Origin of the sequence: Pseudarthrobacter chlorophenolicus, from assembly GCF_000962805.1 — a bacterium.
GTDB classification, from domain to species: Bacteria; Actinomycetota; Actinomycetes; order Actinomycetales; family Micrococcaceae; genus Arthrobacter; species Arthrobacter chlorophenolicus_A.
The window spans coordinates 21,730-47,603 of sequence record NZ_JZTW01000001.1 but is presented as its reverse complement, the minus strand read 5'-3'; the positions used below and the strand labels follow the sequence as shown (position 1 = coordinate 47,603).

The window sequence follows — 25,874 nt, the reverse complement described above, 5'->3', positions numbered from 1 at the left end:
TCTGCCCGGACCGGGACTAGAGGATTACGGTGTTGTCCTCTACCTCGATGTCGGTGTTGATCTCGGAGTTGTCCTGGAAGGAGTCCTCCACCTGCAGCGAGTTGTCCTGGAAGGAATCCTCAACCTCCACCGAGTTGTCCTGGAAGGAATCCTCGATTTCGACGTCGGTGTTGATGGAGTTGTCCGAGTTGTCGGTGGTGCTGGTCGAGTTGTCGGAGTTGTCCGTGGCGTTGGCGACGTTGTCCAGGTCGACGTCGATATCCGTGTTGGTGGAGTTGTCGGAGTTGTCCTGGAAGGAGTCCTCGATGTCCACGTCCGTGTTGATGGAGTTGTCCGAATTGTCCGTGGTGGTGGTGTTTCCCACGTTGTCCAGGTCGAGGTCGATGTCGGTGTTGACGGAGTTGTCGGAGTTGTCCGAATTGTCGGAGTTGTCCGAGTTGTCGTTGTACGAACCGTTGGTGGAGTTGTCCGAATTGTCGGAGTTGTCCGAGTTGTCGTTGAACGAATCGTCCACGTCGAGGTCCACGTCGGTGTTGAAGGAGTCGTCGATGTCCGTCTCTTCGTTGCCGATGTTGATGTCGCCGCCGGCACGAATGGAGTTGTCGGTGGAGTTATCCGTGGAGTTGTCCGAGTTGTCGTTGTACGAGTCTTCGATGTTGTTGGAGTCATCGACGTCGGCGTCGTCACCGGCAGCGATGGAGCGGTCGCCGGAGGCAATCACGGAATCGTTGTCGAACCACTGCTTGACGTCGCCGTCGGCCCAGATGTTCTGGTTCACGGACTGGTCAACAATGTTGTCCCGGTCATCCACCGTGGAGGTGTAGGAGTAGTTGTTCACGATGTGGTGCAGCTGCTGGATTGCGTGCCCATGGTCGTGGTCGTGGTCGTGGTGTCCGCCGTTACCGCCGCCGGCCGGAGGCGGGGTCACTGCGCCGCCACCCCCACCGTTGTGGCCGGTGTCGGCGCTGTTGCCGCCGGTGCTGTACTCGCGGTCGAAGCGGGAAGCGTTGACCGTGATGGGGGCGTAGTCCAGCACTACGGGCATTGCGGCATCCACGTCGGCGGAGCACACGCCGCCCAGGCCGTGGTCTTCCAGGACGCGCTCCGGATCATCCAGGAAGTCCTGGGCCGCCTGGCGGTCGCCGAAGAGGCTCATCAGGAACTGGACGAGATCATTTGCGAGTGTCATTTCGTGGTCCTCAATCTTCTCTGTATTGCGGATCACCGGGCATCGTTGCCGGGTTGAAACCAACGTACGGGCCCCGTAGCGGTCCGGGCATCGGGCCGGTTCCCCCTACCGGCCCGTGCCCCGCCGGGGAACAGCGCCGCCGTCTGTTAGGGGCATTAGGGGTTTACTCCTGCGGGGGATTTTCGGCCGCCAGGGCGAGGCGCAACCGGGCCAGAAGGTCGGACCGGTTCTCCGCCCCCAGCCGGCGCCGCATCCGGGCAATGTGGTGTTCGGCCGTGCGCGGGGAAATGTAGATGGCCTCGCCGATCTCGCGGTAGGTCTTGCCCTCGAGGACCAGCCGTGCCACCTCCTTTTCCCTTTCACTGAGGCCCGAGCCGTCGGGGTGCATGCCATTGCCGGTCTCCGCCGTGGCCGCTGCCCGTGGTTCCCCCAGCCCGGAGCTCCCGTTGCCGGATGCATTTCCCTGTGGGTGGAGGTCCCTGGCACAGGACAAAAGGCGCACCATGTCCTTGCGTTCCCCAGCACGCGCGGCCGCGTGTCCGGCGAGCCGGGCACCCTCCCAAGGCATGCCCATCCGGCCCAGTCCCCGCGCCGCCGCTTCCACATCCGCGGGCTGGAATGCCCCGGCAAGGACGGAAACCCAGGCCTTGCCGGCGCCCGCCAGCACAGCGGCAAGGTGACTGTTCTTGGCAGCCCGGGCCAGGGCCGTGGCATGCGGCGCCAGTGCGGCGGGGTTTTCGCTGAGGAGGGCAGCCTGCACTGCGGCCCAGTGGAACGGCACGGACCACAGCGGCGGGCTTCCCAGCCGTTCGAGTAACTGGTTTGCCTCGTCCAAGTAGTGGGCAATCCGCCTCGTCTCCCGGAGCCGGGCAGCGGTAATCACCAGTTCACCCCACGGCAGCAGGCTGTAGAGGTCAACCGAGATATGCAGCATGGCCTCACGGGCACGTTCCCAGGCCAGCACCAGCTCGGCAATTTCGCCGTTGCGCCGGGCCAGTCCCACTTCCAGTGCGGCCCGCAGGAACTCGTCCCGCGGAACGAGTGGCCAATGGTTGGCCTTGGACGCTTCATTGATGGAGAGCCGCGCATCCTCGAGTTTGTCCTGCTGCATGGCGGACCACGCCTGGAGCAGGAAAAGCCTTGGCTTTGCCGCGTTACCGCCCTGGCCCGCAGCGGCGGCTGCCCGGCACACTGTCTCTGCCAGGTAGGGTTCACCGCTGTGGAGCGCAAGGAGTGCCGCGAGCGCGGCAGGAGTGTCCGGGAGCGGCAGTGCAGAGCCGGCCGCGTTCAGCATGTCTGAGGCGTGGATCAGGACGGGAAGGGCCTGCTGCGGATCCTCGGCAAGGGATTCCAGGATCCCCTTACCCGTTCCCGCCAGCGCGGCCGCCAGCAGCGTGGGCGATTCCGGCGGAGCGTCGGCGCGGAACAGCGCATCCGCACCGGCACGGTTGCCGCAACCCACCATCGCGACCGCGGCGAGCGGCGCCGAGGACCCCAGCCTGGAAGCACCCAGCCAGCTGTAGGCGTCGGCACTGCGCGCCAGCATTCCCCTGTGCGCCCAGACTGCTGCGGCCACGTCCACCCCGCGGCGGACGTCCGGTGGATCGACGCTCACCAGGAGGGTGTCGATGATCCGTGTGGCTGAGTCCAGGTCTCCGTTGGCGGCAGCCGCCTGGGCACGGCGCGCCGCGGTGCTGGTTTCGTCCGCGCCGGCCAGCAGGGCTTCCTCGTAGAGGCTGCACGCCAGGGCCGGATCGTGCTCGAGGGACTTGTCCGCGGTATGTTCAAGTTCGGCGGCCACGCGCTGGTCCGCCAGCCCACCGCGGGCAAGATCCCGGGCGAAGTCGCCCATCGGTTGGCCGTCCGCGGCGTAGAGGGTGACCAGCTCACGCTGAAGTGCGTGGACCTTGGACGTGGGCGCTGCCGTCAGTAACGCAATGCGGGCGGGTCCCACGACTGTTCCATCCGTCAGCAGTCCTGCCTGCTCCGCCTGGCCAATGAGCACATCAAGGTTTTCCACCTCGCCTGCGTCGATCCTGCGCTCCAGGTCTGCGGGCAGCGGCCCGGGCAGGACGAAGCCTACTGACAAGGCAAGGAGCAGTTCCCGGACAGCGGCATTCTCGCCTTTGAGCTGCAGGGCCATGGCCTCCGCAGCGTGGGGCGGGGGTTCGCTGTGGTTCATTCCTGAGTGGTTGAGCCGGGAGTCCAGGGAGTCTGCCGCATCCTGGGGCCGCGGCTGGAAGCTGGCCACCCTAGGCCGCCGGTTCCGTGGTGGGCGTGTCGGAGCCGGCCGCCGGAGTTGGCGAAGGGTCCGGAACAGGGTCGGGGACTGGTGCGGGGTCCGGAGCCGGGGTGGGGTCCGGCACCGGAGCGCTGCTGGGTGCCGGTGTTTCGGGCACCGGCGGGTTTGTCGTCGGGTCTGGAACCGGGGGATTTGTGGTCGGATCCGGGGCTGGCGGATTCGTGGTCGGATCCGGTGCAGGCGGGGTGGTGGTCGGGTCGGGTACCGCGGTGGCGGGATCGGTGGGGACAGGTGCCGGGGTAGTAGGGGCCGGATCCGCTGTCCCGGCTCCCGTCGTGGGCGTCACGGCAGGAACGCCGGTTCCAGTGCCGGTGCCTCCTCCGTTGGTCCCCGGTGCCGTGCCTGTTCCCGCAGCCGGAGCTGAACCTGGTCCGCCCGCTGCCGGAGCAGGCGAGCCGTCCGGAGCCTTGGTGGCCGTTGCGGATGGTTTGCTGGTTGGCGATGCCTCGACGTTCAGGCCGGGACCGGCGTCGGACTTCTTTTTCTGTACGCCGGCGTCGATGCCTGCCAGCGGCTGGGCGTCACCGGCAGCTCCAGCAGCCGCGGCCCCGCCGCCGGTGACCGATCCGGTGCCGCCCGCGGGGGCGGGCGGCCCGCTATCGGCGCCGGCCTGGGGAACGAACACCGAGGTCAGGTCGCTGAGCCCGCCCGGGCTCTGGGCAGCGGTGGCCGTCAGCACGGTGAAGAGGGCCGCCGCCGCTGCGATGGCCGTGAGCCGCACCGTCGGCTTCGGCGCGTGCGCCCCGCCGTGGCTGTGGCCCGGGCCGTGCCCCAGCGCTGCGAAGGCGCCCGCCGCCGTCGTACCCTTCCGGGACCAGCTGGCAAGCCGTGCGGGAACGTGTCCACCGGCGTGGAGCGGCTCTTCCGCGGACGCCGGTACCGGCAGCTGCGGGGCTTCGGCAGCAGGAGCTGCGGCACGCTCGGCGGCCGCACGCGTGAGCACAGCGGATACCGCCGCACCCAGGCAGATGGATGATTTGGGGTCGGCGTCGACGGCGATGGGACGGTCAAGCTGCTCCGAGATCAGCTCCGCCACCAGGGGAATCCGTGATGACCCTCCGATCAGCAGGACGGCGGTCAGGTCCGCCGGGGCCAGCTTGAGTTGTGCGAGCGACTCCTCCAGCGCGTCCACTGTTTCCCGGACAGGTTCCTCGATCAGGGCTTCGAACTCGGACCGGACCAGGCGCACCTGTTGCTGGTAGCCAGGCAGCAGCACCGGGATGGTGGCTTCGCTGTCCGATGACAGTGCTTCCTTGGCCTCCACGCATTCACGCCGCAGCCTGGAGAGCGCGGCCATTACATCCGGGTCCGCGGGGTCCAGGTCCGTCAGGGCTCCGCCGGTGTGTTCGGCGACGTAGCGGAAAACGGCGGCGTCGAAGTCCGCACCGCCGAGGTCGTCAATGCCCTCCGGGCGGCCCACTGCTTCAAACCGGTCATCGCCCGCTTTCGTCAGCACGGCGGTATCGAACGTGCCGCCACCAAGGTCGTAGACGGCGATGGTGCTGCCTTCCTCAACCCGCACCTGCGACGCGTAGTGCAGCGCGGCGGCTTCCGGTTCGGTCAGGAGCGTCACGTTGCGCAGGCCCTTGGCCGAAAGCGCTTCCCGGACCGCGGAGGTGCGGTGGCTCCCCCACGCTGCCGGATGGGTCAGGATGATCTCCGACGGCGCTGCCCCCTCGCGTTCGGCCGCCCGGTCAGCCACCCAGCGGGCAACGGACGCGAAAACCTCCTCGGGGCGGACGGACAGGGTGCCCAGGGCAATCGGCACGGCATCGCCGATCCGGCGCTTGAACTCCCGCACAACCCGTTCCGGGGATGCGAGCCCGCGGCGTTCCGCGGCCTCCCCCACGAGGATGGGGCCCTGCTCGGGGTAGTAGACCACGGAGGGCACCGCAGTGCCCCGGAGGCCCAGCGGCAGGCACTCCGGAACGGGTGGAACTCCTTGGTGGAAACGGACAACCGCGGCTGCGGTGAAACTGGTCCCGACGTCTACGGCGAGAACGTAGGTCATTGCTACCTCGGACAACTGGTGTTTCGCCAGCAAGCTTCATCACAGGCGAACGTCACCAAAGTAGCATCACCAACAGGACCCGGAACAGCCCTGTTGCTACATCGAATGGTTATTTACCGGGGATGCCCCGGTCTATTTCGCCATGGCGTGGATATCAGCCCTGTTCAGGAGCGTGAAAGCCCGGCCGGGCGCCCAGGGAGTCAGAGTCCCGAGTAGGAATGCAGGCCGTTGAAGAACTGGTTCACGATGGTGAAGTTGAAGACCACGCACAGGTAGCCCACGATCGACAGCCAGGCCGCCCGGGTTCCGGTCCAGCCCCTTGTGGCCCGGGCGTGCAGGTAGCCGGCGTACACCACCCAAATGACGAAGGTCCAGACTTCCTTGGTGTCCCAGCCCCAGAACCGGCCCCACGCCTTCTCAGCCCAGATGGCTCCGAACATGAGCGTGAAGGTCCAGCCGATGAAGGCGATGGCGTTGATCCGGTAGGAGAGGTTCTCAAGGCTCAGGGCCGAGGGGACCAGGCGCATGAAGCCAAGCTTGTCCTCGCCGCCGGCGGCGACGGTCTTTTGCCGGTGCGACTGGACCAGCTGGAGCGCGGACATGGCGAAGGTCAGGGTGAACAGCGCCGAGGACAGCACGGCGATGGAGACGTGGATGATCAGCCAGTAGCTCTGCAGGGCGGGAACCAGGTGACCCACCGGGGTCCAGTACGCCACGGAAGCGGCCACCAGCATGATGATGGCCAGGCCCACCACGAAGGTGCCCAGGAAGCGGAGGTCGCGGCGGATCAGCACCAGCAGGAAGACGGCAATAGCCACAAAGGCGCCGGTGGTGAGGAATTCGTACATGTTGCCCCACGGCACGCGCCCGGCGCCAAGTGCCCGGGTGACCACACCGGCGGCGTGGATCAGGGCGCCCAGGACCGTGAGGGCCACCGCAACGCGGGCGGGGGCGCGCCGTGCGGCGGAGTACTTCATGTCGGCGCCTGCGGTGACGATGCCGCCGCCCGCCGGGGTTCCTGATGCCGCGGACGACGACGGACGCTCGGCCCGGCCGGCCGGCCCGCCGACGCTGGACTCGGCACGGTTGCCCGCACCGACTGCGGCGGGAACCTTGGCCGGTTCAACGGCCTGCGCGGCCTTGAGGTCGATGGCCTGGAGGGCCCGGCTGCTCTTGGCCAGGTCCCAGGCGAAAGCGATGAAGGCTACGGTGTACGTGCCCGCCGCCAGCAGCATGAAGAGCTCGCTGTACTGGCCCATGGTTTCGTTGATTCCAAACGGCATTACTGGTCCTTTTCGGGCCCTGCGGGGCTTGCTGGGGTGGGGGTGCCTGCGCCATTATCGCCGAGGCTGCTGGGAGTTTGCTGGGACTGCGGGGAATCTTCCTGCCGGTGGCCATCCTGCTCCGGATCGGCCGTGAGGCCCCATTCCCGGACCAGCAGGGTGCGGATCGCGGCAGCCTCGCCGGCCAGGCGGTGGTCCTCGCCGCGGGCCAGGAGGCCATATTCCACCATGGTCCGGCCGTCGTCGTGCGTGCCGGTGCGTACCCAGGCGCGGCGGCGGTTGACGTAGAGGGACAGGATCAACCCGGCCACAGCAAGGAGCGCGAAGATCAGGGCGTACAGCTGGCCGGGGTTGTGGTGGATGTCCACGCCAACGTAGCGCTTGACGCCGTCGAAGCTGATGGAGCCCTTGCCGTCCGGCAGCGTGTAGGAGGTACCCGGGGACAGGGTGATGCCGCCGGCGTCCAGGTTTCGGGCGTTCAGCGGGGTGAGGTCCTTGACGTCTATCTCGAAGACGTTCTGCGGCGAGCCGCTGTCCAGCCCGAGGTCGCCGTAGTAGGAGTTCAGGGACAGCTGCGGGTTGAACAGGTCGGGGTCGCCGCTGAAGGACACACCTTGTTCGGTGACGAAGGCCGTCGGCAGGAAGAACCCCTGGAATCCGAGCTGGTCCGGCTTGGCGTCGGGAACCTTGATGACCACCGAGGAGTAGTAGTTGTCGCCCTGCAGCTTGGCCACCACCGGCCCCTGCATGGCCACGTTGCCGGCGCCGTCGCGGATGGTCACCACGGGGGCGTAGCCGTTGCCGGTGAGGTAGATGCTGGTGCCGCCCAGGGTGATGGGGTCGTTGACCTTCAGTGTCTCCTTCTTTGCGGGCGCGTCCGGGTTTTCCTTCGTGGTCACGGCGGCGGAGAAGTCGATGGGCTGGCCGAACTTGCCCTGGGATTCGCGGTCAAAGGTGATGTCGAATTTGTCCAGCTGCACCGAGTAGGGCTGCAGTTGGCTGGACTGGAAGTTCGTGCCCGGCGTGAACTGGTCATAGCCCACCAAAGTGTTCACGAAGGTGTCGCCTTCCACCAGGATCCGCTGACCGCTGTAACCGAACAGGCCGCCGATGGCCACGGACACCAGCACGCCGATCAGCGAGGTGTGGAAGACAAGGTTTCCCACTTCCTTGGAGAGCCCGCGTTCTGCGCCCAAAGACGGACGCTCGCCGTCGGCGTCCCTCACCTCAACGCGGTAGCCGCGTTTCTTTAGCAGGCCCGCGGCGCCGTGGATGGCGTCCGACGCCGGGATCCCGGCGTCGGCCGGAATGACCAGCGTGCCGTACTCGGGGAGGCGGGAGAGCCGCTTGGGCGTCCGCGGCGGCTGGGAGCGCATCGCCTTGTAGTGGGCGATGGCACGCGGCACCACGCAGCCGATCAGGGAGATGAAGAGCAGCAGGTAGATGGCGGAGAACCACACCGAGGAATAGACGTCGTACAGCTGCAGGCTGTCCAGCAGCTTGCCGTAGTCCGGGTGGTCCTTGATGTACTGCGTGACAACGGAGGGGTTGGCCGGACGCTGCGGAAACAGCGATCCCGGAACCGCGGCCACGGCCAGGAGCAGCAGCAGGAACAGCGCGGTGCGCATGCTGGTCAGCTGGGTCCAGGCGAACCGCAGCATTTCCTTCGCGCCCAAGGCAGGCAGCGCGGCGCTGGCCTTTGCCGCTGACACCTTGTCCGCGTCCGGGGCGGGGGACTTCTTCTTTACGTTCACACGCTCGCTCATCAGATCGGCAACTTCACGTCGGTTTGGAACCAGTACTGCAGCTCGGTCACCCAGGTCCCCCAGACGCCGGTGGCCATCAGCACACCCAGCACCACCAGGATGCCGCCGCCGGTCCGCTGGATGGCGAGCCGGTGCTTGCGGAAAAATGCCATGACACCCATGCCGCGGCGCACGGCGAGCGCGATCAGCAGGAACGGGATGCCCAGGCCAAGGCTATAGACGAACGCCAGGAAGGCGCCCTTGGCTGCCGACGAGCCGCCGGAAAGGCTGAGCAGCTGGACAGCGGAGTAGGTGGGTCCGATGCACGGGGCCCAGCCCAGGCCGAAAGTCAGGCCCAGCAGCGGCGCACCCCACAGCCCGGCGGGCGGTTTGGCGTGGATCTTGGCGTCCCGCTGCAGCCAGCCCAGGCCGCCCATGAAGACCACACCCATGATGATGACCAGCACGCCGAGCAGCTGGGTGATCCAGGCGTTCTGGGTGCCGGTGATCAGGGTGCCCAACTGCCCGAAGGCCCCGCCCAGCAGGACGAAAATCACGGAGAAACCCAGCACGAACAGGCCGATGCCCGCAAACATCCGGCCCCGCCGCTGCTTTTGCAGGTCCACGCCGCTGAGCCCTGTGACGTAGCCCAGGTAACCCGGGACCAGGGGAAGTACGCAGGGCGAGAGGAAGGAGACCAGGCCGGCCAGCAGCGCCACGGGGATGGCGAGCAGGATCGATCCGTTCAGGATGGTTTCGGCGAAGGGGCTGTTCACGGGACCGCGCCGCCGCTACTCTGCCACGGCGGCAGTGATCAGGGCTTTCAGGGTGCCCTTCTGGATTTCGCCCAGCACGCGGGAAGCCACGCGGCCCTGCTTGTCCAGGACCAGGGTGGTGGGGACAGCGCCGGGGGGAACCAGCCCGGAAACGGACAGCAGGACGCCGCCGTCCTTATCGTCGAAACTGGGATAGGTGAGGTTGAACGTCTTGTCGAACGCTTCCGCGGTTGCCTTCTCGTCGCGGAGGTTGACGCCGAAGAACTGCACGCCCTGGTCCTTGAACTCCTGGTGGAGCTCCTCGAGGATGGGGGCTTCCACCCGGCACGGGGCGCACGCGGCGAACCAGAAGTTCAGGATGGTCACCTTGCCCTGGAAGTCTGCCGGGGTCACGGCGGTGCCGTTGAAGAGGGTTCCCTTGACTTGGATGGCGTCCTTGCGGTCAGCGGCGGCGAACTCGGTGACGGAGCCGTCGCCGGCCACGTAGTTCTTGTTGTCGCCGGCCCTCGCCTGCTTCGCCAGGGCGTCTTCCTGGGCACAGCCCGAAAGTCCCATGGTGAGCGCCGTAAGGGCGAGGCCGCCGGCAGCCAGCACGCTGCGGCGCGAGGTCAGGTTGTTGTGGGTCACTGCTTAGGCTCCAGGGGTGCTGGCGGCACCGGGAAGAAGGGACGCCGCCGGTTCGCTGTACTGGACGCGCAGGAGGCTGCCGTCGTCGTCAAACACCAGGGACGTGATGGAGGTGAGGGTGCATTCGCGTTTCCGCGGGTCATGCCAGAGTGGCTTGCCCTCCGCGCTGAGGCGGGTGGCCCAGATGGGGAGCTGGTGGCTGACCATGATTGCTTCGGGGCCGTTGGCACCGTAGTCCTCGCCGGCGAAATCGATGGCGCGCAGGCGCGCTTCCTGGACCGCCGCCATGACGCGGGAAGCCTGCTGCTTATACGGCTCCCCCCAAGACGGCCGCAGCGGGTTGACCAGCCGCGGCCAGTGCTTCGGCCGGCGGAGTTCGGCCTTGGTGACCTTCATGCCCTCGAAGTAGTTTTCGGCTTCGATGATGCGTGCGTCGGTGTGGATCTGCAGGCCCAACGCTTCTGCCGTTGGGGCCGCCGTTTCCTGGGCCCGGTCCAGCGGAGAGGCGGCAAGATAGGTGATCCTGGCACCGGATTCCACCTGTTCCCGGAAGTGCCCGGCAAGCATGCGGGCCATCTCCCGGCCCAGTTCGGAGAGGTGGAATTCGGGCAGCCGTCCATAGAGAACGCCGTCGGGATTATGGACCTCGCCGTGGCGGAGCAGATGGACAGTGGCTTGGGGCATGTTTACCAGTTTCTCAAAGATGGCCTGCGATCCGAAATCTTCTACAAGGAGTAGAACTGAAGTTTTTGAAGAAATGTTCCGAAGGTGGGAACAAAAGATGCAAATGCATGTTTATACTGGATGCAGCAAGTTAGTTGAGACTTCAACCTATGAAGCTTCAACAGCAGAATCCCGCAGGCACGCAGACACAAGGAGCAACATCATGGCACTTCCCGCAGACGTCACCACCGGCACCTGGACCCTGGACAACTCCCACAGCGAAATCGGCTTCACCGTCCGGCACGCCGGCATCAGCAAGGTGCGCGGGCAGTTCACCGACGCCACCGCCACGCTCGAGCTCGCCGAGGACGTAGCCCAGTCCAAGATCGCCGCCACCATCAACACCGCCAGCTTCGACTCCGGCGACGCCAACCGCGACGGCCACGTCAAGGGCGAGGACTTCTTCGACGTGGAGAAGTTCCCGGAAATGTCCTTCGTCTCCAACGGCCTGGTGGCCAAAGGCAACAGCTACGAACTGACCGGCGACCTCACCATCAAGGGCGTTACCCGCCCGGTGACCCTTGAAACCGAATTCAACGGCGTGGCCGTTGACCCCTTCGGCAACACCCGTGCCGGCGTCTCGGCAGAGACCACCATCAGCCGCAAGGACTTCGGCCTGACCTGGAACGCCGTCCTTGAGACCGGCGGCGTGCTGGTCAGCGACAAGGTTGCCATCAACCTGGAACTGGCCTTCATCGCCCCCGCAGCCTAAGCTGCGAACCCCTCGGGCGAAACCCCGGCACCGCCCCCAGGGCGGGCCGGGGTTTCCGGTTTAAGCAGCGTCCCTCACCCGGCGGCCGGCCCAGGCCATGCGGCGCGGGATGCGAAGGTCCGGCCAGGCACGACGACGGCGCTACAGTGAACGCCATGAGCAACTCCCCCAGCGCTCCCCGCAGCGGGGCTGCCGCGATGTTTTCCCTCGCCGGACTGCCCCTTGAACTGAAGGTCGCCTTCTGGATCTGGTTTGTTGGCGGTGTCCTGTCCCTGCTGGGAGGCCTGCTGGGCATGCTGGCTTCGCTGGTCCTGTTCGCCGCCGCACCGGCGGCCGCCGTGGGCGTAGTGGTGCTGATGCTGCTGGCCGCTGCGGTGGGGGCAGCCCAGATGGTCTTTGCGCTCAAGATGAAGGCAGGGCGGTCCTGGGCACGGGTGGCCCTCACAGTGCTGGCGGCAATCACCTTTGGCCTCGCCGTGGTGAACAGCTCCGCCGGTACCGGCCAGGCCGGGAACTGGGTGGCGTTCGTGGTGGCGCTGGCTGCAACCGTCCTGATGTGGTTGCCGAAGGCGCAGGCCTGGTTCCGCGGAAGTCCGCGCCGGAATACCTCTTCCGAATGATCCCCAAGGGCGGCGGCCGGGGGTACGGTGGTCTTAAGTCATGCTGGGGGTAGGGGCACTGGACCGATCCTCGGCAACCCACCTGTAACCCGACATGAAAAAGGACCGCTCATGAGCACTCCCCCTGTCCCGCCGCCAGGATCCAACGATCCCCACTCCGGCAGTTCAAACACCGGCAGCCCGAACACCAACGGCGATGCCGGCAACCAGCCGCCGCGCTTTGGCGAAAACGCCCCGCAGTACGGGCAGAACGCACCCCAGTACGGTCAAAACGCGCCGCAGCAGGGCCAGGACCAGCCGCAGTATGGGCAGAACGCACCCCAGTACGGCCAGAACGCACCGCAGCAGGGCCAGCAGTACGGCTCGCAGCCGCCGGCCGGCCCGCAGTACGGGCAGAACGCACCCCAGCAGGGCCAGCAGTACGGCCAGGGCTATGGACAGCAGTTCGGGCAGAACCCCCCGGGCGGGCAGCAGTTCGGCCAGCAGCCGTATGGCCAGTCCCCCTACCCGTCCGAGCAGCCCCAGGCGGCCGGCAGCAACGGCGTTCCCCAACTGGTCAACATTTCCTTCTGGCTGCTGCTCGCGGCGGCAGCCATCTTCGTGATCTCCATGCTCACGGGCCTCGGCCAGCTGAACGACCCCGTATTCCGCCAGACGTTCGAAGACCAGATGGAGTCGAGCGGCGCCACCGGCGTGACGTACGACGACGTCCAGGGATTCATCGGCGGAACCCTTGTGGTGTTCGCCATCCTGGGCGCCGGCCTGTACTTCCTGGTGGCCTTCTTCGTCCGCAAGGGCAAGAACTGGGCACGCATCCTGGGAACGGTCTTCGCGGGCCTGTCGGTCTTCGGGCTGTTCGGCATCCCCACCCTCGGTACGCTCGGCACCGTTCTGGGCATCGCGGCCATCGTGCTGCTGTACCTGCCGGCCTCGGCACCGTATTTCCGGAAGCAGCAGCCCTTCGCCAACCCTTACGGCGGCGGTTTCGGCAGCCCTTACGGCCGGTAAACCAGCTCCTGCGGAAAAAGCGGCCCGGGATGCACAGGCATCCCGGGCCGCTTTGTCGTTTCCAGCGTCCTAGGCAGTCTGCTCCGGGGCCTGCGCCCGTTGTGCGTGGTAGGCAAGGATCTGCAGTTCGGTAGCCATGTCCACCTTGCGCAGGTTAACGCCTTCGGGGACCTGCAGCATCACGGGGGCGAAGCTCAGCACGCTCCGCACGCCCGCCGCCACCACCCGGTCGCAGACACCCTGGGCTACGGCTGCCGGCAGCGCCAGCACCACCATGTTCGCGCCGGTCCGGTGCAGCACCGCTTCCAGGTCCGCGACATCGCTGACCCGCAGCCAGCCAACTTCGTTTCCCACCACCATCTGGTCGGCATCGAAGATGGCCACCACGTCGAATCCGCGGGACTCAAACCCGCCATACCGGGCCAGGGCCTTGCCCAGGTTGCCGGCGCCCACAATGGCCACCTTCCAGTCGTGCGTCAGGCCCAGTGCGGCAGCGATATGGCGGCTCAGGTACTGGACTTCGTAGCCCACTCCGCGGGTGCCGTAGGACCCGACGTGGGAGAGGTCCTTGCGGAGGGTGGAGGAGCTCACTCCGGAGGCTTCGGCCAGTGATTCGGAGGACACCCGCTCGATGCCGTCGGCCAGCAGGGTGTTGAGGGCGCGGAGGTAGATCGTCAGCCGTGCCACCGCTGCGGGCGGAATCTGCTTGGCTGGCGTACCCGTGGCGTCCGGCAGGTCCGGGACGGCCTGGGGAGTTGAGTCCAGCGAAGTCACCAGCCCCTCCCTTGCATCGCGTTGTGCCTCCACTCTAGAGCCCCATCGCCGGTGCCAACAAAGCACGTACCTTCACGTCGGGCCGCATTCCCTACTGCGCCATGGCCCGCTGCAGGACGCGTTCCAGCCGGGTTTCGTCGATCTTCCAGAAGTCGCGCTGCACACCGTCCACCAGGACCACGGGGATTTCCTCCGCATAGCGTTCGCGCAGTTCCGGCTGGTTGTCCACCAACTCTTCGCTCCACGTAAGGCCCAGTGCGGCAGTGACCCTGCCGACGGCGTCGCGCGCGTCCTCGCACAGGTGGCAGTTCGCTTTGGTGACCAGGACAACATGGGGTGTGGGCATGCTTTAACGGTAGCGCCGTTGCAGCACGCCCACACCACGCCCGGCATGCTGGCCGCGGCCGCCCGGTGGATTGACTAGACTCAAGTCCATGCCCGAGGAGAAATACGTCGCCGTTGTGACCCGGCCGATAGCTGCGCCGCAGCCGGGCGAGGCAGCGTTTTTCGATGTGGACAACACCCTCATGCGCGGGGCCAGCCTGTTCCACGTTGCCCGGAAGATGCACCAGCGCGGGGCATTCACGCTGGCCGAGGCGGCCGGTTTTGCCTGGAAGCAGTTCAAGTTCGTGGCCCGGGGCGAGAATATCGACGACGTCCACGCTGTCCGTGATTCCGCGCTCACCCTCGCTGCAGGCATCGCCGTGGACGATATCAAGGCGCTGGGCGAAGAGGTCTACGACGAGATGATCGCCTCCCGGATCTGGCCCGGGGCCAAGGCACTGGCCGAACAGCACCTCAGGGTGGGCCGCCGCGTCTGGCTGGTCACCGCTACCCCCATTGAAGTTGCCACGGTCATCTCCACCCGGCTGGGCCTGACCGGCGCACTGGGAACAGTGGGAGAGGTCTCGGACGGGATGTACACCGGCAGGCTGGTGGGAGACATCCTGCACGGCTCTGCCAAAGCGGTGGCGGTGCAGGGCATCGCGGACCAGGAGGACCTGGACCTCAAGCGCTGCTGGGCCTACAGCGACTCCTTCAACGACATCCCGTTACTGTCCCTGGTGGGCCATCCGGTGGCCATCAACCCGGACGCCAAGCTGCGCCGCCACGCGCGCGACAACAACTGGCCGGTGTACGACTTCCGTGCCGGCCGGCGGGCTGCAACGTTCGGCCTCAAGGCTGCAACCATGGGCGGCGCCGTCTACGGCCTGTGGAAGGGCTTCGCAAGGATCCGCGGCCCGCGGGCGTGAGGTCCGGCAAAGTCCCCGCAAGAACAGAAATGCCCGCAGCCTCAAAGAGGCGGCGGGCATTTCCACGCTGTTCGAAGTATCTCTACTTCTTATTGCGGCGCTGGTGACGGGTCTTGCGAAGCAGCTTGCGGTGCTTCTTCTTGGCCATACGCTTGCGACGCTTCTTGATAACTGAACCCACGAAAGTTCCTTACAAACTAGATGCAGTACCTGTCTGATGGAAAAGGTCCGCGGACAAAGCTACGAACAGAACAACTGACAGATTCTTACAATGACGTAAAACGTTCCTTAACAGGGTACCGCTTCCGGGAGGCGGCTTCTAACCGGCACCGCGTCCGCCCGGCACAGTTGCCGGATTTGCGGCGGGACTGGCTCAGGCGGTGCCTGCGTGCCCGTCCACTACGGCTCCCCTGAGGTACTGGTCCACCGCAGTCTCGGGCACGCGGTAGGAGCGGCCAAAGCGGACTGCCGGCATTTCACCGGAATGGACCAGGCGGTAGACGGTCATTTTGGAGACGCGCATGACCTCGGCAACTTCTGCCACGGTCAGGAACTTCGCGTTCGAGAAGTTCTGTTCTGCGGACATTTCCCTATTTTCCTTTGCTGACGGATGGACACAATGGACCCCAGGTTCGTACCAAATGCGGTGTTCCGATGCTGAGCCATCCACCAACCACCTATCCAGATACTCTAGATGTTCCTGTGGCAGAAGTGAAAGTAGTAGGGTCCCCCTATTTGTCCGGCGCCCCACCCTCCCCACTGGCCTCCGTCAGCCGCGGCGCTTCCGGGCTGAGGCAGCCAGCTGCTCCAGCACCGACGCCGAGACGTCCCACTCCATGCACGCATCCGTGACACTCTGCCCGTAGACCAGTTCATCCCGGCCAGCCGCATGCTCCGCGACATCCAGGTTCTGGGCGCCTCCCACCAGGAAACTTTCGAGCATCACCCCTGCAATCGCCTGTGCGGCGGGCCCGTCGTCTTCGAGCTGCGCACCGATTTCCAGTGCCACTTCCGCCTGGCGGTGGTGGCTCTTGCCGCTGTTGGCGTGGCTGGCGTCCACGATGAGGCGCGGGTTCAGCCCCTTGCCGGCCAAGGTTGCGGAGGCGCTTTCGACGTCGGCGGCAGAGTAGTTGGGTCCCTTGCGTCCGCCGCGGAGGATGACGTGCGTGTCCGGGTTGCCGGCGGTGGCCACCAGCGCGGCCCGGCCGTCGCCGTCGATCCCCAGGAACGCCTGGGCGGCCGCAGCGGCACCGCAGGCGTCGATGGCAACCTGCAGGCCGCCGTCGGTCCCGTTCTTGAAGCCGATGGGCATGGACAGGCCGGACGCCAGCTGCCGGTGGATCTGGCTCTCCGTGGTGCGGGCCCCGATGGCGCCCCAGGAGATGAGGTCGGCCATGTACTGCGGGCTGATCGGCTCCAGGAACTCGGTGGCCGTGGGAAGGCCCAGTGCGGTGACTTGCTGGAGGAAGTGCCGTGCGGTGCGGAGCCCGGTGACCATGTCGTGGCTGCCGTCCAGCCGCGGATCGTTGATCAGGCCCTTCCAGCCCACAGTGGTGCGCGGCTTCTCGAAGTAGGTCCGCATGACGATCAGCAGGTCTTCCTTGTGCTTCTCAGCCTGGCTGACCAGCCGGCGGGCGTATTCCAGCCCGGCCTTGGGATCGTGGATGGAGCACGGGCCCACGATCACCAGCAGGCGGTCGTCCACGCCGTCCATAATGGCGCGGACTTCATCACGGCCGCGTTCGACGACGGCAGCTGCCTGTGCGTCGAGGGGCAGGTCCGCGATCAGTTCGGAAGGGGTGGGCAGCGGGGTGAATTCGCTGACGCGCAGGTTCGAGGTGGATTGTGCTGCTGCGGCTGTTGCGGTGCTCATGTTCGGGTCCTGTTCCAGATGGGAAGCGGGCCCGGATTTCAGAACCCGCCGGAGAAACGGCGAAGGGCAGAGAATGATCTCTGCCCTGTTGGCTCTGAAGGAAAGTTGGATGCGTGTCAGTTAGACGCGGGCCCCTCCAGAGCCAACGAAAAATACGCATACCAACGGTTAGTCATGGGAAGACCATAGGCTCACGCCGGCCGAACCGCCAAATCGAACCCAACTAAGTAGCAGTAGATGTCGTTTTGAGGCTCCAAAACGACATCTGCTGCTACCTAGTTGGGTTTGGGGTGGGTTACCCCAGGATCTTGCGGAGGAACAGCAGTTGCCTGATCCACTGGTGTTCCTGGCCGCCCTCGTGGTTGTTGAACCGGTAGACCTCGATCTCCTTGGCCGCGCCGGATCCGGAAGAACCGGCGTCCCCCGCACCGTAGGCGTTGAAGCTGGCGAAGACCGTGGACGGCGGGCAGACGTCATCCATTTGCGCCACCGAGTAGAGCGCCGGCACGGTTGCCCAGCGGGCCAGGTTGACGCCGTCGAAATACCGCAGGACTTCGAGGATGGAGTCGTAGCGGTCGCGGTGGCGGCCAAGGAACTGGGCGATTTCCGGGTAGGGGCCGCGGGGTGCGATGTCGATGGCGCGCGGGAAGTCCTGCAGGAAGGGGACGTCGGGCAGCGCGGCGATGACGCCGTCGAGCCTTCCGGCCGCAAGGCCCGCGGTGGCCACCACGATGCCGCCGCCCTGGCTGACGCCGGCCAGCACCACGCGTTGGGGATCGACGGCGGGATGGGACTGGGCGGCTTCCACGGCCCGAAAGGCGTCCACGTAGACGCGCCGGTAGTAGTAGTCCTCCTTGCTTCCGGCACCCCGGGTCATGAGGCCCGCGTGGGCTATGTCCCCTGCGGAGGGGTGCGGGTCCGGCGTATCGCCGATGAGGCCGCCGTAACCCTGCCCCCGGGTGTCCATGATGAAGTGCGCGTAGCCCGCCTGGGCCCAGCGGGTGTCCTGGTTGACCAGGCCGCGGCCGCCGGAGTAGCCGACGTATTGCACCACAACGGGCAGGCGCGCGCCCGGTTCGCGGTTGGCCGGAAGGTGCAGCCAGCCTTTGATGGGCGCCCCGCCGTACCCGGCAAACGTGGCGTCGAACGTGTCGATGAGGGTGAGGTAGTTCTCGACGGGTTCGAAGGTGGCCTCAAGTGGAAAGGCCCGCGCCTCTTCGATGGTCGTGTCCCAAAACGCCGCAAGGTCGTTGGGCGGTGTCACGTCGGAGACATAGCCGCGGAGCTGGGCCAGGGGAAGGTCAAAGAGGGGCATGGCTTGATCCTATGACGCGGGAAGGTTCCCGGACTGCCTGATGATGATGACATCCAGCCGGCGTGGCCCGTGGACCCCTTCGACGCGTTCCAGTTCGATGTCCGAGGTGGCGCTGGGACCACTGATCATGGTGAGCGGGCGGGTCCCGTCCAGGCGGCGGAGGGCTTCGGGGAGGATCTGGGTGATGTCGCGGCTGCGCACCACGCAGATGTGGTGGTCCGGAATCAGTGAGATGGCCCGGCGGCCCTGGTCGGGGCTGCCGTCCAGGATGATGGTGCCGGATTCGGCGACGGTCACCGCGCTGGAGGTCACGACGGCGTCTGTTGCGTCGAGTTCGGTGACGGACCGCGCGCCGTGGCGGCCGCCGTCGTACGTCACCCGCGAAGGTTCCGTTTCCCACGCGAGCCAGGCCGGATCCAGCCCGGCGGGTATGACGTAGGAGCCCGCACCGGCGAGGAGGCCCTTGATGGTGGCCGGAACCTCCGCCTCATCCACCACCGTCGCGCCGGCTTTGTAGTCCTCCAGCCGGTCCACCAGCACGTCGGTGCGTTCCTGCGCATTCAGGTCCCCTTCCTGGCGGTAGGCCCGTGGAATGTCCGGGACGGCGGGGGCGTCCTTGAGCGCGGTGCGGACGGCGGCGAGGATGTGTTCGCGGGTGCTCATGATTCCTTGTGCTCCTTGGCCCACCAGTCGCGGAACGACTGGGACGGCGGCGCGGGGATGTCGCGGCTTTGGGTCCAGCCGGCGGCGATTCCGGGCAGCTTTTTGATCTTCTTGTCCTTGCCGGCGGCGGCACGGCCCAGGGGCAGGAGCTTTTCCACCGCGCCCAGGCGGCGTCCGTCGGACAGCGCCCAGGAGGCCGCCTTGAGCCCGACGTCCAGCTGGGACGGGAGGCCGCCGCGGTGGGCGTCCACGTCCTTGCCGCGGAGGTGGACCAGGATGTCCGGGATGTTGATCTTCACCGGGCAGGCGTCGTAGCAGGCGCCGCACAACGAGGACGCGTACGGCAGCGAACCGTTCTCCTCGGCTTCGACGCCGGTCATCAGCGGCGAGAGGATGGCACCGATCGGGCCGGGGTACGTGGAGCCATAGGCGTGGCCGCCGGCGCGTTCGTAGACGGGACAGACGTTGATGCAGGCGCTGCAGCGGATGCAGTGCAGGGCGGAGCGGCCCATCTCGTCGGCCAGGGCGTTGGTGCGCCCGTTGTCCAGCAGGATCACGTGGAACTTCTGCGGACCGTCACCCTCCGTGACGCCCGTCCAGAGCGAGGTGTAGGGGTTCATCCGCTCGCCCGTGGAGGAGCGCGGCAACAGCTGCAGGAACACCTCAAGGTCGGAGAACGAGGGCAGCAGCTTCTCGATGCCCATGACCGTGATGAGGGTTCCGGGCAGGGTCAGGCACATGCGGCCGTTGCCCTCGGACTCCACCACACTGAGGGCGCCGGAGTCTGCGATGCCGAAGTTCGCCCCGGAGATCGCCACCTTGGCGGTGAGGAACTTGGCGCGCAGGTGGGCGCGGGCGGCCATGGCCAGGCGGCGCGGTTCGTCCGTGAGGCCGGGGTCGACGCCGGGCATTTCCTTCAGGAAGATGTCCCGGACCTCGGTGCGGTTCTTGTGGATCGCGGGAACCAGGATGTGGCTGGGCTTGTCGTGGTCCAGCTGGACGATGAGCTCGGCAAGGTCCGTCTCGTAGGCGGCGATGCCGTGCTCTTCCAGGTATTCATTCATGCCGATTTCCTGGGTGGCCATCGACTTGACCTTGACCACCTCGTCCACACCCTCGGCTTTCACGAGCCCGTGGATGATGCGATTGGCTTCATCGGCGTCGCGGGCCCAGTGCACCGTGCCGCCCCGGGCGGTGACATTGGCTTCGAAGGCTTCAAGGAGCTCGGGGAGCCGGGCCATGACGGAGGTCTTCAGGGCGCTGCCGGCCTCGCGCAGTTCCTCCCAGTCCGGCAGTTCCCCCGTGACGTTGAGGCGCTTGGTGCGGATGGTGGAGGTGGCGTGCTTCAGGTTCCGGCGGAGCTGGGCGTTGCCCAGTTCGCGGCGGGCCGCCGAGGGGAACTTCTCTTCGGCGAAGAGGTTCCCCGATCCGGGCCGCAGGCCGGGCATTCCAAGTGCGGTGCGGGACATTATTTGACCACCACTTTCACGGGTTGTCCGGCCGGCCCTGGAACGGCGACGGGCGCGGCTTCGGTGCTGGCGAGGATCTCAGCGAGGTGCAGCGTGGCCACGCCTGAGCCCTGCCGGGAGAGGCCGCCCCCGATGTGCATCAGGCAGGAATAGTCCCCGCCGGCGCACACGGAAGCCCCGGTGCTGCGGATGTTCGCCGCCTTGTCCGCCAGCATCGCGGAAGAGACATAGGCGTTCTTCACGGAGAAGGTGCCGCCGAAACCGCAGCACTGGTCCGCCTCGGGCAGGTCCAGCAGCTCCAGGCCCTTCACGCCGCGGAGCAGGCCGGCCTGCCGGTCGCCGAGCTTGAGCAGGCGCATGCCGTGGCAGGAGGGGTGGTACGTCACCGTGTGCGGGAAGTAGGAGCCCAGCTGTTCTGCCGGGTTGGTGACGCCCAGGACGTCCACCAGCAGTTCTGACAGTTCGTAGGTCTTCTTCCCGACGGCGGTTGCCCGCTCTTCGAGCCCGGCATCCCCTGCGCGGCGGGCCACCATGGGGTGCTGGTGCTTGACCGACGCCACACAGGAACCGGACGGCGCCACCGCGACGTCGTAATCCTCCGATTCGAAGGCCCGCACATGGTTGGCCACCACAGGCACGGCTTCCTTGAAGTAACCGCTGTTGACGTGCATCTGCCCGCAGCAGGCCTGCCCCTTGGGGAAGACCACCTCGTGGCCCAGCCGTTCCAGGACCGCCACCGTGGCCTGGGCGGCACGCGGATACATGCCGTCCACGATGCAGGTGGCGAATAGTGCGATTTTCATGGGTTCAATTCTGCGAGGCGGTAACGGGAAGGCCGGCGGGTTCGTAGCGCATAAGGCTGGTCCCCGCCGCGATGATCCGGCGAAGCTCGGGCAAGCGGCCAGCCACGGCACCGGCGGCCCGGGCTTGGACCAGGATGTTGCCCAACGCCGTCGCTTCGACAGGACCGGCGATCACCGGGCGTCGCGTTGCATCGGCGGTGAGCTGGCAGAGGAGGGCGTTCTGCGAGCCGCCGCCCACCACGTGCACCACGCCCACCGGGCGGTCCGCCAGGCGTTCGGCGTCGGCCAGCGTCCGGGCGTACCCGGCAGCAAGGCTGTCCATGATGCAGCGGGTGATGGCGGCGGGATCGTTAGGCAGTACTTTGCCGGTGCGCCGGACTGCCGCACGGATGCGTTCGGGCATGTTGTCCGGGGCGATGAAGGACGGATCATCCGCGTTAATCTGCGGTCCGCCGGCGGGCAGTGCGGCGGCTGCGGCCAGCAGCGCCGTCAGGTCCGGCTGGAACCCTTCCGATGCCCAGGTGCGCTGGCATTCGCTGAGCAGCCAAAGCCCACCGATGTTGCGCAGGTAGCGGATGGTGCCGTCCACGCCGCGCTCGTTGGTGAAGTTCGCCTCCCGGCTGGCTTCGGTGAGGACCGGGTGCAGCAGCTCCAGTCCTACCAGGGACCAGGTGCCGGAGGAGACGTAGGCGAAGTCCCCGCCATCGCCATGCGTATCAGCCGGGACGGCCGCGACGGCGGATGCGGTGTCGTGCGAGCCCACGGCCACCACGGTGGTGCTGGAGGGCAGGCCCACCTCTTCGGCAATCGCCGGGAGGAGGGTGCCGAACGCCTCGCCGGGCTGGATCAGCGGCGGGAAAAGGTCCTTCCGCAGTCCCAGCGCCGCCAGGAACTCAGTGGCCCACTCCCCCGCCACGGCGTCGAACAGGCCGGTGGTGGAGGCGTTGGTGGCCTCGGTCCGGCGGGCGCCCGTGAGCATGAACGCGATGAGGTCCGGAATCAGCAGGGCCTGCAGGCCGTCCAGGTCCGGTTCAGTGGCCAGCTGGTAGATGGTGTTGAACTGCAGGAACTGCAGCCCGGTGGTGGCGTAGAGCCGCTCAGGGTCCAGTTTTTGGTGGACGGGCTCCACGGCGGCCCGGCTGCGGTCATCGCGGTAGCTGAACGGCTGGGCCGCGAGGTTGCCGGCGGCGTCCACCAGGCCGTAGTCCACGGCCCAGGTGTCGATGCCGATGCTGGCGATCCGCTCCCCCTGCCCGGCGGCCACCGTCGCGGCGGTGCGGAGGCCCGCAAGCACCTCCGCGAAGAGGGCATCGAAGTTCCAGCGGAGGCCGCCGTCGATCTCCACTACGCCGTTGGGGAAGCGGTGGACGGTCTCCAGGGACACCCCGGACTCCGGTGATACACGGCCGAGCATGACGCGGCCGGAGGAGGCGCCAATATCGACAGCGGCGAAGACACTGCCGGCGAACACGCCAGCGGCAGTGTCCGCGCCGTCGATATCGCGTAACAACGTGCTCACCGGAGGAAGGCTGCGGCCACTCCGGCGTCCACGGGGATGTGCAGGCCGGTGGTGTGGGACAGTTCGTTGCTGGTGAGGACAGCGGCGGCGTTGGCCACGTGCTCGGGCAGGACTTCGCGCTTGAGCAGGGTCCGCTGGGCGTAGTACTCGCCCAGCTTTTCCTCGTCCACTCCGTAGACCGCTGCGCGCTTGGCGCCCCAGCCGCCGGCGAAGATGCCGGAGCCGCGGACCACGCCGTCGGGGTTGATGCCGTTGACGCGGATACCGTGCTCGCCCAGTTCCGCGGCGAGGAGACGGACCTGGTGGGCCTGGTCTGCCTTGGTGGCGGAGTAGGCGATGTTGTTGGGGCCGGCGAACACGGAATTCTTGGAGGAGATGTAGATGATGTCCCCGCCCAGGCCCTGGGCAATCATCACCTTCGCGGCGGCCTTGGCCACCAGGAACGAGCCCTTGGCCATGACGTTGTGCTGCAGGTCCCAGTCCTTTTCGGTGGTTTCCAGCAGCGGCTTGGAGATGGACAGGCCGGCGTTGTTGACCACCAGGTCCACGCCGCCGAACGCCAGGACAGCGGCGTCGATCGCCGCGGAAACCTGCGCTTCGTCGGTGACGTCCGCCTGGACGCCGACGGCGACGTCCGGCCCGCCGAGTTCCTCGGCGACCTTCTGCGCGTTCTCCAGGTTCAGGTCAGCGATGACCACGCAGGCGCCTTCCGCGGCGAGGCGGGTGGCGATGGCCTTGCCGATGCCGGACGCAGCACCGGTGACCAGGGCGATGCGGGTGGCATGCGACTTGGGCTTGGGCATCCGGGCCAGCTTGGCTTCTTCCAGGGCCCAGTATTCGATCCGGAACTTCTCGGATTCCTCGATGGGGGCGTACGTGGAGATCGCTTCGGCGCCGCGCATCACGTTGATGGCGTTGATGTAGAACTCGCCGGCCACCCGGGCGGTCTGCTTGTTCGCCCCGAAGGAGAACATGCCCACGCCGGGGACCAGCACGATGGCCGGGTCCGCGCCGCGCAAGGCCGGGCTGTTTTCGTCCGCGTGGCGGTCGTAGTAGGCCTGGTAGTCCTCGCGGTAGTCGGCGTGCAGTTCGTGCAGCCGTGCGATCGAGTCCTCGATGGAGGCGTCGGCAGGCAGGTCCAGGATCAGCGGCTTGACCTTGGTGCGCAGGAAGTGGTCCGGGCAGGAGGTGCCCAGCGCACCCAGGCGCGGGTGTTCGGCGGCTTCAAGGAAGTCCAGGACGACGGCGTCATCGCTGAAGTGCCCCAGCTGAGGTTTGTCCGTGGAGGCCAGGCCGCGGATCACCGGTGCCAGGGCGGCGGCCTTGGCACGGCGCTCAGCCTCGGGCAGGGCTGCGTAGCCGGGGAGCTTGGCGCCGAAGGGTTCCGCCGTGCCGTTCTCGGCGATGTACTGCTCGGCCTGGTCGATGATCCACAGCGAGTTCTGTTCGGCTTCTTCGCTGGTGGCGCCCCAGGCGGTGATGCCGTGCCCGCCGAGGATGGTGCCGATGGCCTGCGGGTTGGCGTCCTTGATCGCGGCGATGTCCAGGCCCAGCTGGAATCCGGGGCGGCGCCAGGGAACCCAGACCACTTTGTCACCGAAAATCTTGGTGGTCAGCGCCTCGCCGTCCACCGCCGTCGCGATCGCGATGCCCGAGTCCGGGTGCAGGTGGTCCACGTGCGCGGCGTCCACCAGCCCGTGCATGGCGGTGTCGATCGACGGTGCTGCGCCGCCTTTGCCGTGCAGGCAGTAATCGAAGGCGGCCACCATTTCGTCTTCGCGCTCCACGCCCGGGTAGACGTTCTTGAGCGCGTTCAGCCGGTCCAGGCGCAGCACCGCAAGGTTCTGCTCCTTGAGCGTGCCCAGGTCCCCGCCGGAACCCTTCACCCACAGGAGCTCGACGTCCTCACCGGTAACGGGGTCCTTCTCGGTGCCCTTGGCGGAGGTGTTGCCGCCGGCGTAGTTGGTGTTCCGCTTGTCCGCGCCCAGGCGGTTGGAACGGGTAATCAGGTCTTCAACAGTCTTATTGGTGGTCATGAGAGTTATGCGCCCCATCCGGCTTGCTGGCCGCCTGCGCGGTCCTCGTTGATCTGTTTCTGGTAGCCACTGGCCTTGTAGGCAGCGATCGGGTCGGCCGGCAAGCCGCGGGATTCACGCCACTCAGCCAGGGCGGGGCGGACGTCCGTGTAGAAGGCGTCGTTGAAGATGCCGTTGGCGGCCAGGATGTCCCCGGCGCGCTGGGCCTCATTGAGGGCCGCGGTGTCCACCAGCAGGGCGCGGGCGGTCATTTCCTGGACGTTCAGGACGGACCGGATCTGGCCCGGGATCTTCTCTTCCAGGTTGTGGCACTGGTCCAGCATGAGGGCCACACCGGATTCCTTGCCGAACCCGCCGCCGCGGATCACCTCGTGCATGATGCGGAAGAGCTGGAACGGATCGGCGGCACCCACAATGAGGTCGTCGTCGGCGTAGAAGCGCGAGTTGAAGTCGAAGGAGCCCAGCTTGCCCAGGCGCAGCAGCTGCATCACGATGAACTCGATGTTGGTGCCCGGGGCGTGGTGGCCGGTGTCCAGGCAGACGAACGCCTTCTCGCCCAGCGCCAGGGTCTGGGCGTAGGACGTGCCCCAGTCCGGAACATCGGTGTGGTAGAAGGCCGGCTCGAAGAACTTGTACTCCAGGACCAGTCGCTGTTCGTCGCCCAGGGCGGCGTAGATTTCCTGCAGGGATTCGGCCAGGCGGTCCTGGCGGCCGCGGAGGTCATCCTGGCCCGGGTAGTTGGTGCCGTCCGCCAGCCAGATTTTCAGGTCGCGGGAGCCCGTGGCGTGCATGATGTCGATGCAGTCCAGGTGGTGCGCGATGGCACGGCGGCGGACGGCCTCGTTGGAGGACGTCAGGGAGCCGAATTTGTACTCGTCATCCTGGAAGGTGTTGGAGTTGATGGTGCCCAGGCCCACGCCCAGGCCGGCGGCGTAGTCCTTCAGGGCGGAGTAGTCATCCACTTTGTCCCACGGGATGTGCAGGGCCACGGTGGGCGCGAGGCCGGTGAGTTCATGGACTTTGGCAGCGTCGGCCAGTTTTTCCTGGACCGTGCGGGGCGTGCCGGGCGTGCCGAACACCTTGAACCGCGTGCCTGAATTTCCATAGGCCCACGAAGGGACCTCGATGGCAAGCTCTCCGAGCCTGCCCAGCGCCTTTGCTACGTCATTCATG

24 protein-coding genes are annotated in these 25,874 nt (G+C 66.8%); 4 read left to right on the top strand and 20 right to left on the bottom strand.

Features of this window, described 5'->3' with window-relative positions:
- Nucleotides 1–16: 16 nt before the first annotated feature.
- The 8 genes from UC32_RS00200 to UC32_RS00165 all read right to left on the bottom strand — a co-directional run bounded on the left by UC32_RS00200 (nt 17) and on the right by UC32_RS00165 (nt 10,617).
- Nucleotides 17–1,189: an IniB N-terminal domain-containing protein gene (locus UC32_RS00200; RefSeq protein WP_045729804.1), complete on the bottom strand. Its 1,173-nt coding sequence runs from the start codon at nt 1,187–1,189 to the stop codon at nt 17–19.
- A gap of 163 nt (nt 1,190–1,352) precedes the next feature.
- Nucleotides 1,353–3,371, bottom strand: coding sequence for a LuxR C-terminal-related transcriptional regulator (locus tag UC32_RS00195; protein ID WP_045729803.1), 2,019 nt, complete (start codon nt 3,369–3,371; stop codon nt 1,353–1,355).
- Nucleotides 3,372–3,441: 70 nt separating this feature from the next.
- Complete coding sequence (locus UC32_RS00190) at nt 3,442–5,502, bottom strand: Hsp70 family protein (RefSeq protein WP_045729303.1); 2,061 nt, start codon at nt 5,500–5,502, stop codon at nt 3,442–3,444.
- A 200-nt stretch (nt 5,503–5,702) separates the two neighbouring features.
- Entirely contained in the window at nt 5,703–6,785 is a 1,083-nt protein-coding gene (gene ccsB, locus UC32_RS00185) for a c-type cytochrome biogenesis protein CcsB (RefSeq protein ID WP_045729302.1), read from the bottom strand.
- Nucleotides 6,785–8,551, bottom strand: coding sequence for a cytochrome c biogenesis protein ResB (resB, locus tag UC32_RS00180; protein WP_045729301.1), 1,767 nt, complete (start codon nt 8,549–8,551; stop codon nt 6,785–6,787). Before resB ends, ccsB begins: the two co-directional genes overlap by 1 nt.
- Entirely contained in the window at nt 8,551–9,306 is a 756-nt protein-coding gene (locus UC32_RS00175) for a cytochrome c biogenesis CcdA family protein (RefSeq protein WP_045729300.1), read from the bottom strand. The genes resB and UC32_RS00175 overlap by 1 nt, the downstream gene beginning before the upstream one ends.
- Nucleotides 9,307–9,321: 15 nt before the next feature.
- Nucleotides 9,322–9,900 carry a TlpA family protein disulfide reductase gene (locus UC32_RS00170; RefSeq protein WP_045729802.1) on the bottom strand — a complete coding sequence of 193 codons (579 nt, stop codon included), beginning with the start codon at nt 9,898–9,900 and terminating at the stop codon, nt 9,322–9,324.
- Between the two features lie 36 nt (nt 9,901–9,936).
- Nucleotides 9,937–10,617, bottom strand: coding sequence for a histidine phosphatase family protein (locus UC32_RS00165; RefSeq protein ID WP_045729299.1), 681 nt, complete (start codon nt 10,615–10,617; stop codon nt 9,937–9,939).
- A 202-nt stretch (nt 10,618–10,819) separates the two neighbouring features.
- Between UC32_RS00165 and UC32_RS00160 the strand changes: the two genes are divergently transcribed.
- The 3 genes from UC32_RS00160 to UC32_RS00150 all read left to right on the top strand — a co-directional run bounded on the left by UC32_RS00160 (nt 10,820) and on the right by UC32_RS00150 (nt 12,996).
- Nucleotides 10,820–11,368: a YceI family protein gene (locus UC32_RS00160; RefSeq protein ID WP_015938250.1), complete on the top strand. Its 549-nt coding sequence runs from the start codon at nt 10,820–10,822 to the stop codon at nt 11,366–11,368.
- Nucleotides 11,369–11,523: 155 nt separating this feature from the next.
- A complete protein-coding gene (locus UC32_RS00155) occupies nt 11,524–11,988 on the top strand; it encodes a hypothetical protein (RefSeq protein WP_045729801.1) in 465 nt (154 codons plus the stop codon).
- Nucleotides 11,989–12,099: 111 nt separating this feature from the next.
- Nucleotides 12,100–12,996 (top strand): heme-copper oxidase family protein, encoded by an 897-nt coding sequence (locus tag UC32_RS00150; RefSeq protein ID WP_045729298.1) that lies wholly within the window; start codon nt 12,100–12,102, stop codon nt 12,994–12,996.
- A 69-nt stretch (nt 12,997–13,065) separates the two neighbouring features.
- Here the strand turns inward: UC32_RS00150 and UC32_RS00145 are convergent, their stop codons facing one another.
- The gene (locus UC32_RS00145; RefSeq protein ID WP_045729297.1) at nt 13,066–13,770 is read right to left on the bottom strand and encodes a redox-sensing transcriptional repressor Rex; all 705 of its coding nucleotides are present in this window, start codon (nt 13,768–13,770) and stop codon (nt 13,066–13,068) included.
- 91 nt (nt 13,771–13,861) lie between these two features.
- Nucleotides 13,862–14,116, bottom strand: a complete 255-nt coding sequence (locus UC32_RS00140) for a glutaredoxin family protein (RefSeq protein ID WP_045729296.1) — start codon at nt 14,114–14,116, stop codon at nt 13,862–13,864.
- Nucleotides 14,117–14,204: 88 nt separating this feature from the next.
- Here UC32_RS00140 and UC32_RS00135 point away from each other — a divergent pair, with 88 nt between their 5' ends.
- The gene (locus UC32_RS00135; RefSeq protein ID WP_045729295.1) at nt 14,205–15,023 is read left to right on the top strand and encodes an HAD family hydrolase; all 819 of its coding nucleotides are present in this window, start codon (nt 14,205–14,207) and stop codon (nt 15,021–15,023) included.
- 82 nt (nt 15,024–15,105) lie between these two features.
- Here the strand turns inward: UC32_RS00135 and UC32_RS20135 are convergent, their stop codons facing one another.
- The 10 genes from UC32_RS20135 to rhaI all read right to left on the bottom strand — a co-directional run bounded on the left by UC32_RS20135 (nt 15,106) and on the right by rhaI (nt 25,873).
- A complete protein-coding gene (locus UC32_RS20135) occupies nt 15,106–15,204 on the bottom strand; it encodes a 30S ribosomal protein bS22 (RefSeq protein ID WP_003792170.1) in 99 nt (32 codons plus the stop codon).
- Nucleotides 15,205–15,396: 192 nt separating this feature from the next.
- Nucleotides 15,397–15,609 carry a helix-turn-helix domain-containing protein gene (locus UC32_RS00130; protein ID WP_045729294.1) on the bottom strand — a complete coding sequence of 71 codons (213 nt, stop codon included), beginning with the start codon at nt 15,607–15,609 and terminating at the stop codon, nt 15,397–15,399.
- 183 nt (nt 15,610–15,792) lie between these two features.
- On the bottom strand, nt 15,793–16,896 hold the full coding sequence (locus UC32_RS00125; protein ID WP_045729293.1) for a 3-deoxy-7-phosphoheptulonate synthase: 1,104 nt from the start codon (nt 16,894–16,896) through the stop codon (nt 15,793–15,795).
- Between the two features lie 295 nt (nt 16,897–17,191).
- Entirely contained in the window at nt 17,192–18,211 is a 1,020-nt protein-coding gene (locus UC32_RS00120; RefSeq protein WP_045729292.1) for an acetylxylan esterase, read from the bottom strand.
- A gap of 9 nt (nt 18,212–18,220) precedes the next feature.
- On the bottom strand, nt 18,221–18,874 hold the full coding sequence (locus tag UC32_RS00115; protein WP_082071829.1) for a LutC/YkgG family protein: 654 nt from the start codon (nt 18,872–18,874) through the stop codon (nt 18,221–18,223).
- Nucleotides 18,871–20,343, bottom strand: coding sequence for a LutB/LldF family L-lactate oxidation iron-sulfur protein (locus UC32_RS00110; RefSeq protein ID WP_045729291.1), 1,473 nt, complete (start codon nt 20,341–20,343; stop codon nt 18,871–18,873). The genes UC32_RS00115 and UC32_RS00110 overlap by 4 nt, the downstream gene beginning before the upstream one ends.
- A complete protein-coding gene (locus UC32_RS00105; RefSeq protein WP_045729290.1) occupies nt 20,343–21,146 on the bottom strand; it encodes a (Fe-S)-binding protein in 804 nt (267 codons plus the stop codon). Before UC32_RS00105 ends, UC32_RS00110 begins: the two co-directional genes overlap by 1 nt.
- Before the next feature lie 4 nt (nt 21,147–21,150).
- A complete protein-coding gene (locus UC32_RS00100; protein ID WP_045729289.1) occupies nt 21,151–22,665 on the bottom strand; it encodes a rhamnulokinase in 1,515 nt (504 codons plus the stop codon).
- The gene (locus UC32_RS00095) at nt 22,662–24,701 is read right to left on the bottom strand and encodes a bifunctional rhamnulose-1-phosphate aldolase/short-chain dehydrogenase (RefSeq protein ID WP_045729288.1); all 2,040 of its coding nucleotides are present in this window, start codon (nt 24,699–24,701) and stop codon (nt 22,662–22,664) included. The genes UC32_RS00100 and UC32_RS00095 overlap by 4 nt, the downstream gene beginning before the upstream one ends.
- 5 nt (nt 24,702–24,706) lie before the next feature.
- Nucleotides 24,707–25,873 carry an L-rhamnose isomerase gene (gene rhaI / locus UC32_RS00090; protein ID WP_045729287.1) on the bottom strand — a complete coding sequence of 389 codons (1,167 nt, stop codon included), beginning with the start codon at nt 25,871–25,873 and terminating at the stop codon, nt 24,707–24,709.
- Nucleotide 25,874 lies beyond the last annotated feature (1 nt).

What these genes read in the sequence shown, in the direction of transcription:
- UC32_RS00200 (WP_045729804.1), bottom strand. Translation starts at nt 1,189, where the DNA reads ATGACACTCGCAAATGATCTCGTCCAGTTCCTGATGAGCCTCTTCGGC.
- UC32_RS00195 (WP_045729803.1), bottom strand. Translation starts at nt 3,371, where the DNA reads ATGAACCACAGCGAACCCCCGCCCCACGCTGCGGAGGCCATGGCCCTG.
- UC32_RS00190 (WP_045729303.1), bottom strand. Translation starts at nt 5,502, where the DNA reads ATGACCTACGTTCTCGCCGTAGACGTCGGGACCAGTTTCACCGCAGCC.
- ccsB (WP_045729302.1), bottom strand. Translation starts at nt 6,785, where the DNA reads ATGCCGTTTGGAATCAACGAAACCATGGGCCAGTACAGCGAGCTCTTC.
- resB (WP_045729301.1), bottom strand. Translation starts at nt 8,551, where the DNA reads ATGAGCGAGCGTGTGAACGTAAAGAAGAAGTCCCCCGCCCCGGACGCG.
- UC32_RS00165 (WP_045729299.1), bottom strand. Translation starts at nt 10,617, where the DNA reads ATGCCCCAAGCCACTGTCCATCTGCTCCGCCACGGCGAGGTCCATAAT.
- UC32_RS00160 (WP_015938250.1), top strand. Translation starts at nt 10,820, where the DNA reads ATGGCACTTCCCGCAGACGTCACCACCGGCACCTGGACCCTGGACAAC.
- UC32_RS00155 (WP_045729801.1), top strand. Translation starts at nt 11,524, where the DNA reads ATGAGCAACTCCCCCAGCGCTCCCCGCAGCGGGGCTGCCGCGATGTTT.
- UC32_RS00150 (WP_045729298.1), top strand. Translation starts at nt 12,100, where the DNA reads ATGAGCACTCCCCCTGTCCCGCCGCCAGGATCCAACGATCCCCACTCC.
- UC32_RS00140 (WP_045729296.1), bottom strand. Translation starts at nt 14,116, where the DNA reads ATGCCCACACCCCATGTTGTCCTGGTCACCAAAGCGAACTGCCACCTG.
- UC32_RS00135 (WP_045729295.1), top strand. Translation starts at nt 14,205, where the DNA reads ATGCCCGAGGAGAAATACGTCGCCGTTGTGACCCGGCCGATAGCTGCG.
- UC32_RS00130 (WP_045729294.1), bottom strand. Translation starts at nt 15,609, where the DNA reads ATGTCCGCAGAACAGAACTTCTCGAACGCGAAGTTCCTGACCGTGGCA.
- UC32_RS00125 (WP_045729293.1), bottom strand. Translation starts at nt 16,896, where the DNA reads ATGAGCACCGCAACAGCCGCAGCAGCACAATCCACCTCGAACCTGCGC.
- UC32_RS00120 (WP_045729292.1), bottom strand. Translation starts at nt 18,211, where the DNA reads ATGCCCCTCTTTGACCTTCCCCTGGCCCAGCTCCGCGGCTATGTCTCC.
- UC32_RS00115 (WP_082071829.1), bottom strand. Translation starts at nt 18,874, where the DNA reads ATGAGCACCCGCGAACACATCCTCGCCGCCGTCCGCACCGCGCTCAAG.
- UC32_RS00110 (WP_045729291.1), bottom strand. Translation starts at nt 20,343, where the DNA reads ATGTCCCGCACCGCACTTGGAATGCCCGGCCTGCGGCCCGGATCGGGG.
- UC32_RS00105 (WP_045729290.1), bottom strand. Translation starts at nt 21,146, where the DNA reads ATGAAAATCGCACTATTCGCCACCTGCATCGTGGACGGCATGTATCCG.
- UC32_RS00095 (WP_045729288.1), bottom strand. Translation starts at nt 24,701, where the DNA reads ATGACCACCAATAAGACTGTTGAAGACCTGATTACCCGTTCCAACCGC.
- rhaI (WP_045729287.1), bottom strand. Translation starts at nt 25,873, where the DNA reads ATGAATGACGTAGCAAAGGCGCTGGGCAGGCTCGGAGAGCTTGCCATC.